At 62.8% G+C, this 15,223-nt stretch carries 8 protein-coding genes; 5 read left to right on the top strand and 3 right to left on the bottom strand.

The genetic code is table 11. The features are described 5' to 3' along the window. Window positions 1-90: 90 nt before the first annotated feature. The 4 genes from ABEB25_RS18040 (at window position 91) to ABEB25_RS18025 (ending at window position 10,322) form a co-directional block, all read left to right on the top strand. Window positions 91-2,187: a BatA domain-containing protein gene (locus ABEB25_RS18040; RefSeq protein WP_345737828.1), complete on the top strand. Its 2,097-nt coding sequence runs from the start codon at window positions 91-93 to the stop codon at window positions 2,185-2,187. A gap of 343 nt (window positions 2,188-2,530) precedes the next feature. Further along, complete coding sequence (locus ABEB25_RS18035; RefSeq protein WP_345737827.1) at window positions 2,531-6,553, top strand: hypothetical protein; 4,023 nt, start codon at window positions 2,531-2,533, stop codon at window positions 6,551-6,553. Window positions 6,554-6,861: 308 nt separating this feature from the next. Continuing rightward, window positions 6,862-9,255: a hypothetical protein gene (locus tag ABEB25_RS18030; protein ID WP_345737826.1), complete on the top strand. Its 2,394-nt coding sequence runs from the start codon at window positions 6,862-6,864 to the stop codon at window positions 9,253-9,255. 125 nt (window positions 9,256-9,380) lie between these two features. Beyond that, window positions 9,381-10,322 carry a hypothetical protein gene (locus tag ABEB25_RS18025; protein ID WP_345737825.1) on the top strand — a complete coding sequence of 314 codons (942 nt, stop codon included), beginning with the start codon at window positions 9,381-9,383 and terminating at the stop codon, window positions 10,320-10,322. Between the two features lie 23 nt (window positions 10,323-10,345). Here ABEB25_RS18025 and ABEB25_RS18020 read toward each other — a convergent pair whose 3' ends face one another. The 3 genes from ABEB25_RS18020 to ABEB25_RS18010 all read right to left on the bottom strand — a co-directional run bounded on the left by ABEB25_RS18020 (window position 10,346) and on the right by ABEB25_RS18010 (window position 13,930). Beyond that, entirely contained in the window at window positions 10,346-11,797 is a 1,452-nt protein-coding gene (locus ABEB25_RS18020; RefSeq protein ID WP_345737824.1) for a phospholipase D-like domain-containing protein, read from the bottom strand. Window positions 11,798-11,899: 102 nt separating this feature from the next. Further along, window positions 11,900-12,772 (bottom strand): prepilin-type N-terminal cleavage/methylation domain-containing protein, encoded by an 873-nt coding sequence (locus ABEB25_RS18015; protein WP_345737823.1) that lies wholly within the window; start codon window positions 12,770-12,772, stop codon window positions 11,900-11,902. A 180-nt stretch (window positions 12,773-12,952) separates the two neighbouring features. Beyond that, on the bottom strand, window positions 12,953-13,930 hold the full coding sequence (locus ABEB25_RS18010) for an NYN domain-containing protein (RefSeq protein ID WP_425572088.1): 978 nt from the start codon (window positions 13,928-13,930) through the stop codon (window positions 12,953-12,955). A gap of 141 nt (window positions 13,931-14,071) precedes the next feature. Here ABEB25_RS18010 and hisC point away from each other — a divergent pair, with 141 nt between their 5' ends. Beyond that, the gene (gene hisC / locus ABEB25_RS18005; RefSeq protein ID WP_345737821.1) at window positions 14,072-15,166 is read left to right on the top strand and encodes a histidinol-phosphate transaminase; all 1,095 of its coding nucleotides are present in this window, start codon (window positions 14,072-14,074) and stop codon (window positions 15,164-15,166) included. The last annotated feature ends 57 nt before the right edge of the window (window positions 15,167-15,223 follow it).

The raw sequence follows: 15,223 nt of genomic DNA, 5'->3' as shown, positions 1-15,223 counted from the left end.
GAGTGACGGCGTCTCGCCGTCAGCACGGCACCCTTTTTCTTTCGACTCCCGTTTGCCCAAGTCTAAGTGGCCTTTAGAGGCCTTCACCCCATGATCTGGCTCTTTCCACTTTACCTGCTCGGGGCGGCCGCCGTTTTGGGGCCCATCCTCATGCACCTGCGTCGGCGCCCGCCGCAGGACCGGGTGGAATTCAGCTCGCTCATGTTTCTCGACGCGCAGACGCCCATGCCCGTCTCCAAGCACCGTCTCGAGCACTGGCTGCTGCTCCTCCTCCGCTGCCTCGTCCTCCTCCTCCTCGCCTTCATGTTCGCCCGGCCCCTCTGGCGGGGTGAAGCCGCCACTGCCCTCGGGCAAAACCAGGCCACCATCCTCCTGCTGGACCGCAGCGCCTCCATGCGCCGGGGTGATCTCTGGGCCCAGGCCGTGGCGCAGACGCTGAAGGCCCTGCCCACCGCCCCGGCAGACCGCGTGGCCGTGGCCGTTTGGGATAATCAACTCACGCCCCTTTGGACCCTCGCCGAAGACGCCCAGTCTGCAGGTAGTCGCGCCGCCCTCATCCGCCAGCGTCTGCAGGCCACCCAGCCCGGCTGGGCGGGGACAGATCTCGGCCTCGCCCTCACCCAGGCCGCCTCTTGGTTCAGCCGTGAAACGGGTCTCACAGGCCTAACCAAAAGCATCGTCCTCATCACGGACTTTCAGGAAGGCAGCCAGCTTGAGGCCCTGCGCAGCCGCGTCTGGCCGGAGAACATCCGGGTGAAAATCCAGCAAGTTTCCCTGCCACGCGCTGCGGATAACTTCTCCCTCACTCTCACCGCTGTCAATGAAGCCGCCGCCGCCCGCGCCGAGGCTGAAGCACCCTCTTCCCCAGCGCCGTCCACCAGCCCCCTGGCCACCACCGCCACCCAGCGCGTCCGCCTCGGCAGCGCGCGGGATTCGCAGGTGGCAGACTACACCCTCGCTTGGGAAACCGGCGGCGGTGCGCCCCTCAGCGGTTACTTGCCTGCCGGGGCCAGCCGTGTGTTGCCCGTGCCCCCAGCCGGGGAGGGCGCACGCGTGCTGCGCCTGAGTGGCGATGCCTGGGACTTTGACAACCGCGTCTTCATCGCCCCGCCCCAGCCCCGGCCCGTGCAGCTCCTTTTCATTGGCGAAGAAACCACACGCGACCAGGCCGCCTCACCCCTCTTTTACCTCAGCCGTGCGTTGCAAAAAACCGCCACCCTCCTGCCTGAACTTTCCGTTAGGCCAGCCACTGCCACGAGTTTGCCCGAGGGGACCGACATCGTCTTCATCGCCATCCCCACCCTCGCCCCACCGCTGCTCGCTGCGCTGCGCAGCTTTCTCCAGGCGGGAGGGTTGGTCGTGCAAGTCGTGGAGGACGGCACCTCGGCTGCCGATCTCACCACCCTGGCGGGTTTGCCCGCAGGCAGCGTGCAGGTGGCCCCGGGCCGCCCCACGGCCGACTATCTCATGCTGGCGGAGGTGGATGCCACGCAGCCCCTGCTGCGCCCCTTTTCCGATGACCGCCTGCGCGATTTCACCAAGCTGCGTTTTTGGAAACATCGGCTCCTCACCCTCACCGGGCCCGCCCAGGTCCAGGTGCCCGTCATCGCCCGTTTTGACAATGGCGCACCCGCCCTGCTCACCACCGCCGTGGGGCAGGGGAGGCTGCTCTGGCTCACCAGCGGCTGGCACCCGGCGGATAGCCAACTGGCCCTCTCCACCAAGTTCGTCCCGCTACTCTATGGTTGGCTGGAGGCGGCTGGATTCCGCCATGAGCAGGCCGCCTCTCTCCAGGTGGGCGATGCCCTGCCCAGCCTCCCCATCCTCACTCCGGAGGGGCAGACGCTCAAACCCACGCCCGAGACTCCCCTGCGCGCCGAAAGCGTGGGCCTCTACACCTTGCAGACCCAGCCCCCGCAACTCCTCGCCGTGAACCTCCCGCCTGAGGAAAGCCGCATCACCCCGCTGGACCCTGCGAAGCTGCGCGAACTGGGCCTGCCCCTCACCACCGCCGATGATGCCGCCACCGCCCCCGTGAAGCCAGAGGAAAAAGAACGCCTCGCCACCCAGGAAGAAGAAAGCCGCCAGCACGTGTGGCTCTGGCTCCTCGCCGCCATTCTCGCCGTCCTCGCCGCCGAGACCTGGCTGGCCGGAAGAAAACGCACTCCCCAGCCCATCGCCACATGAAGCTGCCCCGTCCGCCCAAAGTGAAGCGGGCACTCCTGCCTGCACCCGTTCGCCTCAAGTCTCCTCCGTTCGCCCCCTTTGCACCCTCCCCAAGCTGACGGCGGGACGCCGTCACACCTTGAACCCTCTCGCCTCCGTACGCCTCAAACCCATCTATCTTCAACGGCCACCTGCTGGTGCAGGCACCTACAGCCTCGCTCGAAGCTCGACCCTAAACACACCTCTTGTTAATCCTGTCATCCTGTCAATCCTGTTAAAAAAAACGGTGCCCCGGCTCTCTCCTGCCCCGTTCGCCCCAAACCCCACCTGCTGGCAGCTACGTCCACCCCACCCCCTTCAGGCCATGAATGACCACATCCTCAAAGCCAAGTTGGATGAATTGCAGGCACACCTGAGGGCCATCCAAAATCATCGCCACGCCGCCATCGTCACCCTCGGCAGCGCCGCTGGCATCGCCCTGCTGCACGCGGGGGATCTCACGCCCCGCAGCAGCCTCGGCTGGTTCGCCCTTTTGGTGGCCCTGCCCACCCTTTTTGTCCTCCTGTCCCTGTGGCTGCAGCCCTGGAAAAAGTGGGATCACCGCAGCATCGCCCGGCTGGTCGAGTCCCGCTTTCCGGAGCTGAATGCCGTGCTGCTCACCGCCACAGAAAACCTCACTACCCCCGACGGAGAAAGCCGCAATGTCTTCACCCAGCGCGTGCTGGAACAGGCGGTGGACCAGGGCGCACGCCAGGACTGGGTCACCGTGATCACCCAGCGCCAGCAGCGGTGGGTCCAGGGGCTGAACTACGTGGGCACCCTGGCCCTTTTCCTCACGCTCACCATCGCCACCCTCTGGCATCGGGACCGGATTGCGGAGCGCCAGTCTAACCAAGAGCTTGCCAAAAAAGAAACGCCTGCAGCAGCCGCTGCGCTCACGCTTTCTGTCACCCTCACGCCGGGCGATGTCGAGATCGAACGCGGCAGCCGGGTCATCGTCGAGGCCACCTTCGCCCAGGATGTGCCGCCCGAGGCCACCCTGGTTGTCAGCGAGCTGGACGGCGCTGTGCGCGAACGCCTGCCCATGCGCCTCACGGTGGATGGCCAGGTCTTCGGCGGCCTCATTGCCCGCGTGGATCAGGACGCGCATTATCACGTGGAGTTCGAGGGCGGTCGCAGCCAGCAGCATCGCCTAACCACCTTTGTGTATCCCGCGCTCGTGCGGGCGGATGTCAAGATCACCCCACCTGCCTACACCGGCCTGCCCGTGAAGGAGATCAAGAACACCCTGAAAGTCACCGCCATGGAGGGCAGCACCCTGGACTTCGCCTTTCAGGTCAGCGGCCCCGTGAAAGAGGCCGAACTCTTCGGCGAGGACAAAACCATCCTGCCCCTGAAACCCAGCCCCACCGATCCCACCCAACTCACCGCCACGATGAAGGCGGAAAAGACCCAGCGCTGGCGCCTGCACTTGGTGGATGCGCAGGAGCGCGCCAATAAAAACCCACCCTGGCTCAGCGTGAAGGTGCAGGCGAATCAACTCGCCAAAATCGAAGTCGTCTTCCCCAAGCGCGACATCCAGGTCTCCGCCATCCAGGAACTCCCCGTCGAGGCCAAGGTGTGGGATGACCTCGGCGTCACCCAGAGCGGCGTCAGCTTCAGCCTCGCTGGGCAGAGCAAGGAGGTCGTTTTTAAACACGGCCTCACCGCCCCAGCGAAAAAACAAGACGTGCGCGAGATGCTGGCCCTGGAGCATGAAAGTGCGCAGCCACGCCAGCTCCTGAGTTACCACTTTTGGGCCGAAGACAAAGGCCCCCAGGGCGAAGTCCGCCGCGCCATGAGCGACATGTTTTTCGCCGATGTCCGCCATTTTGAAGACATTTTCCGCGAGGCCGAAGCCCCACCGCCCGAGCCCGGTGAACCCAAAAAAGAGACCGACCTCGACAAGCTGGTGAAGCTGGAAAAAGAGATCGTCAACGCCACCTGGAAACTCATCCGCGATGCCAATGCAGGCCGCACTATGGAGGCCGCCGCGCCCGATGTCAGCGTCGTCCAGGAATCCCAAAATCTCGCTCTCGAGCAGACCAAAGAGCTCATGGAAAAAGCCGAAGATCCGGAGATCCGCAACACCCTCACCGAAGCCTGGAAAAGCATGAAGGACGCCCAGGCCCCGCTTACCCAGGCGGCTGAGGAAAAGAAACGGGCCTCACTGAATCAGGCCCTCACTTTTGAACAAAGCGCCCTCGAATGGCTGCACCGCGCCCAGAGCCGCGAGCACCGCGTGATGCGCCAAAACCAGCCCAGCCAGAGCGCCAGCGCCTCCGAACAATCGAAGCAAAACCAGATCATGAATCTGGAACTCAAGCAGCAGGAACAGCGCTACGAGGAGGAGAAAAAAGCCACTCCCGAACAAACCGCCGAACAACAAGAAAACCTCCAAGTCCTCAATCGCCTCAAGGAACTGGCGCGCCGCCAAGAAGCCCTGGCTGAGAAAATGAAGGAGCTGCAAAAGCAACTCGAGAAGGCCCAGAGCAAAGAAGAAAAACAGGAACTGGCCAACCAACTCAAACGCCTACAGGACGAGCAAGAACAACTCCTCCGCGATGTGGACGACCTCCAGGAGCGCATGGACACCTCCGAAAACACCGCCAACCTCGCCGAGGCCAAAGACCAACTGGAGCAGACGCGCGAGCAGGTCATGGAGGCTGCGGAGAAACTCAAGCAGCAGCAACTGGCCGAAGCCGCCAACGCTGCCACCCGCGCCCAGCGCGAGCTCGAAGCCATGCAGGAGGACTTCAAACAAAAGACCGCCAAACGCTTCACCGATGAAATGACTCAGGTGCGCCAGCAGGCCCGCAGCGTGGCCGATGCCCAGAAAAAGATCAGCGAAGCCCTCGAAAACCAAAAGACCCCCACGACCGGCAGCGACACGAGCGCCGCTTTGGAAAAAGTCCTCGATGGCAGCCAGATCGCCCGCCAGATCGAGGATCAAGCTAGCCAAGTCAAAGACCTGCTGGAAAACATGCGCCGCCTCAGCGAGCAGGCCGAAGGCAACAACCCCCTGCTGCACCGCCGCCTCTACGAAGCCGTGCGCGACGCCCAGACCGGGGGCCTGGAAGAAAACCTCGAAGAAGCCCGGCTGCAATCCCGCTACGGCAACCGCAGCGAAGCCCAAGACGCCGAACGCCAAGCCAACACCACCGTCACCCAGCTCCAGCAAAACGTCGAAAAAGCCGCCGAAAGCGTCCTCGGCAGCGAAACCGAATCCCTCCGCCTCGCCCGTAGCGAGCTGGATAAACTCATCGAAGGCATTCAGCAGGAGGAAGGGAAGGGGGAGGCAGAGGGTCAAGACGGTCAGCAAGGTCAAGACGGTCAGCAAGGTCAAGCGGGTCAAGGCCGCCAAACCGCAGCGAACGCCCCTGAGGGGAGCGCGGACATTCGCTCCGCGGCTACGCAGCCTGTCCGCAACGAAAGCTCTACCGCCTCCAACAACCCAAAAACCTCCACCGCCCCAAACCCGCAAGGTCAACCCGGCCAGCCTAACTCAAAAGATGGCCAAGCCACCGCCGAGGGCCCCGGTGAAAACAATCCCAAACCCGGTGAAAGTCCAGATTCCGCTGGCGGCCAAAAAGGCGAACAACCCAACGGCGCGCCCGGAAACCCCGCCCCCCAAATGGCCCAAGGTCAAAGAGGTCAAAAACCGGGCGAAGGTGCCAACGGCCCGCAAGATCCCACCGCGCAAAACCCACCTGGAGGTCAAGGCGGCCAAGGTCTCGCCACCACGCCCGAGGGGAGCGCGGACACTCCTGTCCGCAACGCCAACTCTAACGCCCCCACCAATCCCAACGCCCCCAATCAACCCACCGGCCCAGGCAATCCCCCTAACAACAAGGGTGGCAACGGTTTAGCCAACGCCAACGCCTCCACCCCCTCCGCAGGCCGCAATCTCTCCGGCAACGATCGCCGCAGCGGCTCCCCTCAGGCCACCGGCAACGACCGCAGCGGCGGCGCTTTCTTCTTCGACGAAACCGCCGAGCAAACCGACCGCAGCCCCCTCACCGGCAGCGGTTACCAAGAATGGACTGATCGCCTCCGCAACGTCGAAGAACTCCTCACCCAGCCGCAGCTTCGCAACGAAGCCGCCAAAGTTCTCGACAACGCCCGCGCTCTCCGCATCGACCACGAGCGCAACAACCTCGTACCCCAGTCCGACCACCTCGGCATGCGCATCACCCAGCCTCTCGTCGAACTCCGCAACCGCGTGGCCGAAGAACTCGCCAAACGCGACCCCGCCAACCCCACCGTACCCGTGGACCGCGACCCCGTCCCCCCCGCCTTCCGCGACCTCGTGAAACGCTACTACCAGGAGCTCGGCCATGGCAACTGACCCCTCGTCCGCCATTACGCGAGCCATTACTTTGCGATCCATGACAACGCCACGTTTGTTATCCCACCTCGCCGACCAAACGGTTCAAGGAGTGACGGCGTCACGCCGTGGGCATGGCACCCTTTTCCCCACTGCCCTCGTTCGCCCTTTGGACCCCCAAGGAGTGAGGCCATCCTGGCCTCAAGCTGACGGCGAGACGCCGTCACTCCTTGAACCTTCACGCCTCCGTTCGCCCCAGACCTATCCACTTTCTAAGACCACCTGCTGGCGCAGGCAGCGACATACCGAAGCCCCCTTTCCCGTCGCTCATGACTGACCTCGCCCTCCAGCACCCGGAGCGGCTCGCGCTCGCCCTCGGCCTCCTCGCCGTCGCGCTGGTCCTCCTCGTCCTCGGCTACCGCCGCACCTCCTGGCGCGGCCCCTCCCGCTGGGTCGCCTTTGCTTGCAAAGCCACCGCCTGGGCCCTGCTCGCCCTTTGCCTCACCGATCCTGTCGCGACCCGCCGCCAGCCCAAAACCGGTGAAAACGAAGTCCTCATCGTCGCTGATAACAGCGCCTCCCTCAGCATCGCCGAACAGCCTGGCCAGCCCACCCGCGCCGCCCACCTCCGCAGCGCTTTAAATGCCGATCAAACCACCCCACCCGCCTGGATCGAAGAACTGGGAAAAAGCTTCCGCGTCAAGACCCTCCTGGCCGATGACCGCCTGCAAAGCGTGGCCGACTTTCGAGGCCTGGACTCCACCGGCCCCCGGTCAGAGCTGCACCGTGCCCTCACCACGCTGAGCAGTGGCGGCCCCGGCAGCCGCGTCGCCGCCATCGTCCTCCTCAGCGATGGCTCCCCCACCGATGCCCCCGCCACTGCGCCCCTACCCGCCGGGCCCCGCATCCCCATCTTCACCGTCCAGGTTGGTAGCGCCGCCCCACAGCCAGATCTCCACCTCCTCCAGCACAGCCTCACCCAGACCTCCTTTGAGGACACCCCCATCACCCTCACCGCCCAGGTCGCCGGGCACGGCTTCAGCGGTCAGGAAATTGCCGTCGCCGTCGTCGATGAGGCCGGAAAAACCGTGGTCAGCGAAAAACTCCGCCTAACCAAAGATGACGCCGCGCACACCGTCCGCCTGCGCGTCCCCGCCGTGAAGCCCGGCGTGTCCTTTTACCGCCTCCTCGTCCTCCAGGCCGATCTTTTGCCCAAGCTCCCTCAGGGCGAGTGGAAGACCCTCGCCAAAGAAGCCACGCTCGCCAACAACGAACGCCTCCTTTCCGTGGATCGCGGCGCAGGCCCCTACCGCATCCTCTACGTCTCCGGGCGGCCTAACTGGGAGTATAAATTCATGCGCCGCGCCCTCCTCGGCGATGATGAAATCCAGATGCCCTCCCTCATCCGCATCGCCAAGCGCGAGCCTAAATTTGAATGGCGGGGCCGCACCGGCGAGACCAGCAACCCTCTGTTTCGCGGCTTTGGTCAGCAGGCCGAAGCCCAGCGGTATGATCAGCCCGTCCTCATCCGCCTGGGCACTCGCGATGCCAAGGAACTGAGCGACGGTTTCCCCAAAACCCCCGAAGACCTCTTTGGCGAATACCGCGCCATCGTCATTGATGACCTCGAAGCCGCCTTCTTCACCCAGGAGCAGATGAACCTCATCGAGCGCTTCGTCAGCGAACGCGGCGGCGCTCTCCTCATGCTCGGCGGGCAGGAATGTTACCAGGCTGGCGGGTACGATCACACCCCCATCGGCCGCATGCTGCCCGTGTATCTCGACCGGATCAGCCAGGCCCCCGCCCTCCAAAACGCCCGGCTCAATCTCACCCGCGAAGGCTGGCTGGAGCCCTGGACCCGCCTGCGGCCTAACCGAGAGGAGGATGAAAAACGCCTGGCTCAAATGCCCGCCTTCCAGGCCGTCAATCAGACCTTCTCCATCAAGCCGGGCGCCAGCGTCCTCGCCACCGTCAGTAGCGATGAACAGGAGGCCCTGCCCGCCCTCGCCGCCCAGCGTTTTGGCGAAGGCCGCGTCAGCGCCCTCATGGTGGGCGACCTCTGGCGCTGGGGCCTGCGCGATGAAGCCGCTGCCCAGGATCACCAGCGCGCCTGGCGGCAGATGATGCGCTCCCTCGTCGTGGACGTGCCCGATCGCCTCCAGATCACCGCCACCCCGCAGGCCGACCGCGTCAAACTGCAAGTCCGCGTGCGCGACCGCGCCTTCATCCCTCTGGATGACGCCCTCGTCAAAATCGCCATCACCACGCCCGATGCCCAAACTTCCACCCTCTATGCGGAGCCTAGCCTGAAAGAGCCCGGCCTTTTCGAGGCGGACTTTTATCCCCGCCAGCCCGGCCCCTACCGCGCCGTGGCGGAGGTACGTGCCCCACCCACCGCAGAGGCACAAAATGAAGGCACACCCGCCGCACCTACCTTATTGTTAGGCAGTCCCGCCACCGGCTGGGCACATGATCCCCTCACTACCGAATTTGCCCACCTCAAACCCGGCACCGAATGGCTCACAAACCTGGCCAAAGAAAGCGGCGGCCAGGCCCTCCTCCTCGCCGATGTTGCGCAGCTACCCGAGCTGCTCAAAAACATCCGTGTCCCTGTGGAGGAAACGCTCAGCAGCCCCCTCTGGCACACCCCCTGGTTCTTCCTCCTCATCCTCGCCCTCCTCACCCTAGAGTGGTATCTCCGCCGCCGCCATGGCCTCGCCTAACAATGGATGCAAAAGTGATGCGGGCACTCCTGCCTGCACCCGTCCGCCCCAACCCAAGCCCCGTCCGCCACTCACCGAACACCGAACACCGAATACTGAAAACCGAAAACTGCCCCTGCCGCCCCATGCCCCGCTTCCTCGTCCTCCTGCTCACCCTCGCCACCGCTCTCAGCGCCCAGCTTCCCACTCGGGAGGTGCAGGTGCTGCTGGCCCTCGGTGCGCCCGGCAGCAACGAATACGCCCCACTCTTCCAAGCCCAGGTCACCGCCTGGAAACAGGCCTGCGAAAAAGCCGGGCTGACGCTGCAAATCATCGGCCAGGACACCCCCGCGAAAGACGCCCCGTCCGACCTCGCCCAGCTCACCACCGCCCTCCAGCAAGCCTGCACCAAATCCACTGGCCAGCTCTGGCTCGTCCTCATCGGCCACGGCACCTTTGACGGTCGCGAAGCCAAGTTCAATCTCCGGGGCCCCGACCTCAGCGCCCGCCAGTTGGCTGAGGAACTCAAACCCCTCACGCAAGAACTCATCCTCATCCACACCGCCTCCGCCAGCGCCGGATTCCTCCCCCCACTCATCGGCAAAAACCGCGTCCTCATTAGCGCCACCAAAGGGCCCGACGAAGTTTTCTACACCCGTTTTGGCGAGCACTTTGCCCCTGCCATCGCAGGCCTACCCGAGGCAGACCTGGATCAGGATCGGCAAGTCTCCTTGTTGGAAGCCTTCCTTCACGCCAGCCACCAGACCGCCGAATTTTACGAGAAAGAGGGCCGCCTGGCAACCGAGCACGCCCTCCTCGAAGACAACGCCGACGGCCAAGGCACGCGGGCCGAAGCCTTTGTCGGGGTGCAGGCACAAAGTCCCCAGTCCGATGGGGCACGCGCCGCCCAGATTGCCCTCGTCTTAACGGAAGAAGAACAAAAGCTCACCGAGGCCCAACGATTAAAACGCGACACCCTTGAACGCGCCCTAGAAGCCCTGAAAACGCAGCGCGAAAAACTCGGCGAGGATCGCTACTACACGGATCTCGAAAAACTCCTCCGCGAACTTGCCGAAGTCTATCGCTGATCAAGTCCCCGAAAGTCCTTGGTTCAGAGTACGGGGATGAACAGCCGCGCGAACCCGTTGCGCAGCCGGATGGCCATGGGGGCGTTTTGCAGGCTGGCTTCCGTCACTTCACGGGACTCGGCTTTCTTGGCTTCGAAAATGGTGTGCAACCGGGTGGCCAGGGCAGGGGAGTGGCAGGCGAGATTGAACTCAAAGTTCAGCCTCAGGCTGCGCGGGTCCCAGTTGGTGGATCCGATGCAGCTCCAAGCATCATCGATGAGCAGGAGTTTGGAGTGATCGAAAGGTGCTGGCGATTCATAGATGCGGCAGCCTGCCTCCAGCAGTTCGGGATAAAGGGTGCGGGCAGCCCAGGCGACGACCGGGATGTTGTTTTTCGCGGGAGTGATGATGGTCACCTCCACCTGGCGTGTGGCGCAGAGTTTCAGCGCCGCCATCAGGATGGCTGTGGGTAGGAAATACGGGGTCATCAGGCACACGCGGTTGCGCGCAGCATTCAGCGCGGCAAAGAGGGCCACCGGCATCACCTCCAGGTCCTCATCAGGACCGTCCACGATGCCCAGTGCGTGGGTTTCGCCCGTGGCCGCCACCTGAGGAAACCAAGTCTCGCCGTTCAAGACTTCACCGGCGCAAAACTGCCAGTCTTCCGCAAAGACACGCTGCATCTGCCCCACCACGGGGCCAGTGATACGGAAGTGCAGATCGCGCACCGGGTGGCCGGGATTGCGGGAGATCATGTTGCCTTCACGGATGTTCATGCCGCCGGTGAAGCCCACCTTTCCGTCCACAACGAGGATCTTCTTGTGGTTTCTCAGGTTCATCGTCAGCAGCCGTAGGATGAAACGATTGGGCATGAACCGGCGCACTGGCACGCCCTTCTTGCCCAGTTCTCGGGTGACGGGCGGCCAGGAATAGCGGGTGCCAGCATCATCCACCATCACCCGGACTTTTACCCCACGATTATGGGCGGCGGCGAGGGCCTCGACGAAATCCGCCCCGATTTGGGTGGCCTCGAAAATATAACTGGAAAGGGCGATGCTGATCTTGGCCTCGCGAATGGCGGCGAGCATGGCGGGCATCGCCTCATCGCCGTTGATCAGGGGCTCCACCGTATTGCCCGAGGTAAAGTTGAACCTGGAAATGCGGTCCACCGTCATGGCCAGGGAGCAGTCACGCTCCGTCAGCACGGGATCCGAATGCACAAACAGCGGGCAGGTGGGCGGTGGGTCCCGGTAAGCGGGGCCGATGCTGCCACGGTACTGCTGCCCGCGGCGGCGGACAAAATTGATGCCTAGAAGGCCGTAAAGGCATGCCCCGACAAGTGGAGAGAGGACAATCAGCGCCACCCAGAATGCGGCGGAACGGTGGTCCCGATGATGGCTGAGAAGATGTAGCAGGGCCGTGATGCTGAGTGCGAGCGTTAGGACCACCAGGGCAGCGGTACCCCAGTTCCATTCGAGCAGCAGAGAAGACAGCATGAGGCCAACATAGAGGCGGAATACGGGACCGTGCAGCAATAAAAAACGCCGCCTGGGAGCACCAGGCGGCGTTGATGATAACTAACGGGTCAGATCAGCCAATTATTGCTGAGGAGCACCAGGAAGTGCTGGCAGACCGCCAGGAGCAGCCGGAAGGCCACCAGGGGCACCTGGCATGGCAGGAAGGCCAGGAGCTGGAGGCAGGCCACCTGGAGCACCAGGAAGGCCTGCTGGGGCGGCTGGAATACCACCTGCACCCGGGTCGGTGTAGCTGCCAGTGCCGGAGACCACGATGTTCAGGATCTGCTGGGGCTGGTTAGGGCTGGCCATGGTGAACATGTCAAAGCCGCTGCCCAGAAGGCGAGGACCGACAGATGCACCCTGTGCAGACATGAGCTTCACGGTTTCAACACTGGCGTCGTTTTTGCCAATGATGATAGTACCACCCTGCCAGGCACGGCCTGGAACGGGCTTGCCTGCGGCATCGCAGTTCCACTGTGGAGGCCAGCCTGCAGCGGCTGGGTTTTCGAACACGATCGGCATGATGCTCGAGCTGGTGTTCGACTGGCCCTGGGTCATGGCCCAATGGTTTTCACCGGCGATCAGGGCCTGGTCAAACGTCGGCGCGATGCCGATGTTTTTGTCAGGCATGAAACGGCTGCCGGGGCAGCCGAAGATCGTTTCGTCCTGGACGAGACCTTCCTGCACCAGGGCGCGGAAAGCATCGTTAGAGGTCAGCGGCACGCTGCCCGTAGTTGGGTTCGTGACGGAGTCCGGATACAGACCGTTGTTGTCCGAGGCGTAGGTCAGCATCAGGCCGATGATTTGGCGGCAGTTGCTGGATCCCTTCATCTGGTTGGCTTTGACGGTGATGAGGTTGTATGTGGGGACCGCCAAACTCGCGATGATCGCGATGATGGTGATCACCACCAGGAGTTCAATGAGGGTGAAACCTCGTTGGAGTGCTCTTTTCATGGTAGTAGTGCGTTTATGGTTTGGATTATGATGTATGCGCCGACGGGCTGAAAAAACCTGCCGACGCTACGATTAGACAAAGCTGCGCCCTGAAAGGCGAGAAAAATCTTGGCGCGACTGCCCGAAAGCCGTCCGCCCCTTGTCACGGGCTGCCCTGGGCCTCTTTCTCCGGGTGAAATCCTAGGCTTCCTCGCCCAAACCACCCACTTCACTAGCCTCAATCACGGCCCCTGGGCGTACCCGGTAACCTCCAGAACGGTCATCGAACACCAGGTCCAGCAAGCCACGCTTGCCGGCGGCCTCCAGGAGCGCATTGAACGAACGGAAGCCATGAAAACGCTCGCTAAACTGCGGCGCACGGCGTTTCAGCGTCTCTTTGACCTTCCATCCCCAGACTCCCTGGTCGCCGCCTTGTTCGCCGATCAGGTCATCCACCGTGGCCATCAGCATTTCGATGGCTTTTTCGGGGTCACCCCCTGCTTTGGGCTCTGCCGGGGCGCTTTTAGGCTCTGCTGGGGGCGCGCTGGTGGCTGCAGCCGCTGTTTTGGCGGCACTGCTGCTACGGCCTGAGGTGCGGGGTTCGGGTTTAGCCTCTGTTTTGCCCTCGGGGCGGGCTTCCGTGCCATTGGCGGCAGGTGCCAGTGGTGCGCGTGGCAGGCGGGTGCTGCGGCGCTTTTGCTGCTCGCGGACGAGGTCATCGTAAAAGATGAATTCGTCGCAGTTGCCGATGAAAAGGTCGCTGGTGGAGTTTTTGACTCCCACCCCGATGACGGTCTTGTTGTTCTCACGCAGTTTGCTGACCAGGGGAGAGAAATCTGAATCTCCGCTGACGACCACAAAGGTGTCCACGTGGGCCTTGGTGTAGCAGAGGTCCAGCGCATCCACCACCATGCGGATGTCCGCGCTGTTTTTGCCAGACATGCGCACATGCGGGATCTCGATGAGTTCAAAGGCCGCCTCATGCATGGCCTTTTTGAATTCCCGGTAACGCTCCCAGTCACAGTAGGCCTTTTTGACAACGATGCTGCCCTTCACCAGCAGGCGCTCCAGCACTTTGCCCATGTCAAATTTGTCATACTTCGCATCCCGGACCCCGAGGGCCAGATTCTCGAAGTCACAAAAGACAGCCATGGTGTGGGTCCGTTCCGGGTTGCGCATAGGCGCAGCGTCACGGCGGAGGGGGGAAAGGTCAAGGAAGCTATGATCGCAGGTTCCAGGGTTTCGCCTTTCCGGGAGCGACCCAGACTTGCCAGAGGCCCTATCTCAGGCGAAGAGATTACCCTCCCAACCCCGACCCCCATGTCCATCTGGAACTACGCCAATCCGCAGCTCAAAGACCTCGTCGCCTACGAACCTGGAAAGCCGATCGAAGATGTGGCGCGGGAGCGCGGTCTACGCCCGGAAGACATCATCAAGATGGCCTCCAATGAGAATCCCCTGGGGCCCTCGCCCAAGGCCATCGAAGCCATGCAGGAGGCCGTCAAGGAAGTGCACATTTATCCGGATGGCGCCTCCTGGAAGCTCCGCAATGCTTTGGCTGAAAAGTTTGAACTTGAGCTGGGCAACATCATCCTTGGCTGCGGCAGTAACGAGATCATCGAGTTCATCGGCCACGCCTTTTTGAAGCCAGGTGACAACATCATCACCGCCAAGCACGCCTTTCTCGTTTATAAGCTGATGGCCAAGGTCTTCGATGCCGAAACCATCGAGGTGGATGATCCGGGTTATGTCCACGATCTGGATGCCATGGCTGCGGCCATCACCCCGCGCACAAAGGAAATCTTCATCGCCAATCCAAACAACCCGACGGGCACGCTGGTGAGCCAGGAGGCCATCGACCGTTTCATGGATAAAGTGCCGCCGCACGTCATCGTGGTCTTCGACGAGGCCTATTATGAGTTCCTCGACAATCCGCCCGACACGCTCAAGTACGTCCGCCAGGGCCGCAATGTCGTCGTCCTGCGCACCTTCTCGAAGATCCAGGGCCTGGCAGGCACCCGTGTGGGTTATGGCATCGCCAACAAAGAGCTGATCGATGTGCTGCAGCGCACCCGCCAGCCCTTTAACATCACCTCCGTCGCCCAGGCAGGGGCTCTCGCCGGTCTGCTGGACCAGGATCACCAGGACAAAACAAAGGCCATCACAGATGAAGGCCGAGCCTATCTTCAGGCCCAGTTTGAAGCCATGGGGCTGGAATACATCCCTAGCTACGCCAATTTCGTCCTCGTCAAGGTGGGGGATGGCAATGCTGTCTTCAAAGCCATGATGGACAAAGGCATCATCCTGCGCGCCATGGCCTCTTACAAACTGCCAGAGTGGATCCGTGTCTCCGTCGGCACCATGCCGCAGAATGAGAAGTGCATCGCCGCGCTGAAGCAGGTGCTCGGAAAGTAAACGGCACTGTTCCCTGTTGGGACCTGCCCAGGAAGGTATCCAGAGCAGGAGGAGAGT

Origin of the sequence: Prosthecobacter algae (genome assembly GCF_039542385.1) — a bacterium.
Taxonomy (GTDB): Bacteria; Verrucomicrobiota; Verrucomicrobiia; order Verrucomicrobiales; family Verrucomicrobiaceae; genus Prosthecobacter; species Prosthecobacter algae.
Note: the sequence above shows the minus strand (reverse complement) of the source record. Positions and strands in the feature narration are given on the sequence as shown.

Coding starts and splice junctions, on each gene's coding strand:
- ABEB25_RS18040 (WP_345737828.1), top strand. CDS start 91: ATGATCTGGCTCTTTCCACTTTACCTGCTCGGGGCGGCCGCCGTTTTG.
- ABEB25_RS18035 (WP_345737827.1), top strand. CDS start 2,531: ATGAATGACCACATCCTCAAAGCCAAGTTGGATGAATTGCAGGCACAC.
- ABEB25_RS18030 (WP_345737826.1), top strand. CDS start 6,862: ATGACTGACCTCGCCCTCCAGCACCCGGAGCGGCTCGCGCTCGCCCTC.
- ABEB25_RS18025 (WP_345737825.1), top strand. CDS start 9,381: ATGCCCCGCTTCCTCGTCCTCCTGCTCACCCTCGCCACCGCTCTCAGC.
- ABEB25_RS18020 (WP_345737824.1), bottom strand. CDS start 11,797: ATGCTGTCTTCTCTGCTGCTCGAATGGAACTGGGGTACCGCTGCCCTG.
- ABEB25_RS18015 (WP_345737823.1), bottom strand. CDS start 12,772: ATGAAAAGAGCACTCCAACGAGGTTTCACCCTCATTGAACTCCTGGTG.
- ABEB25_RS18010 (WP_425572088.1), bottom strand. CDS start 13,930: ATGCGCAACCCGGAACGGACCCACACCATGGCTGTCTTTTGTGACTTC.
- hisC (WP_345737821.1), top strand. CDS start 14,072: ATGTCCATCTGGAACTACGCCAATCCGCAGCTCAAAGACCTCGTCGCC.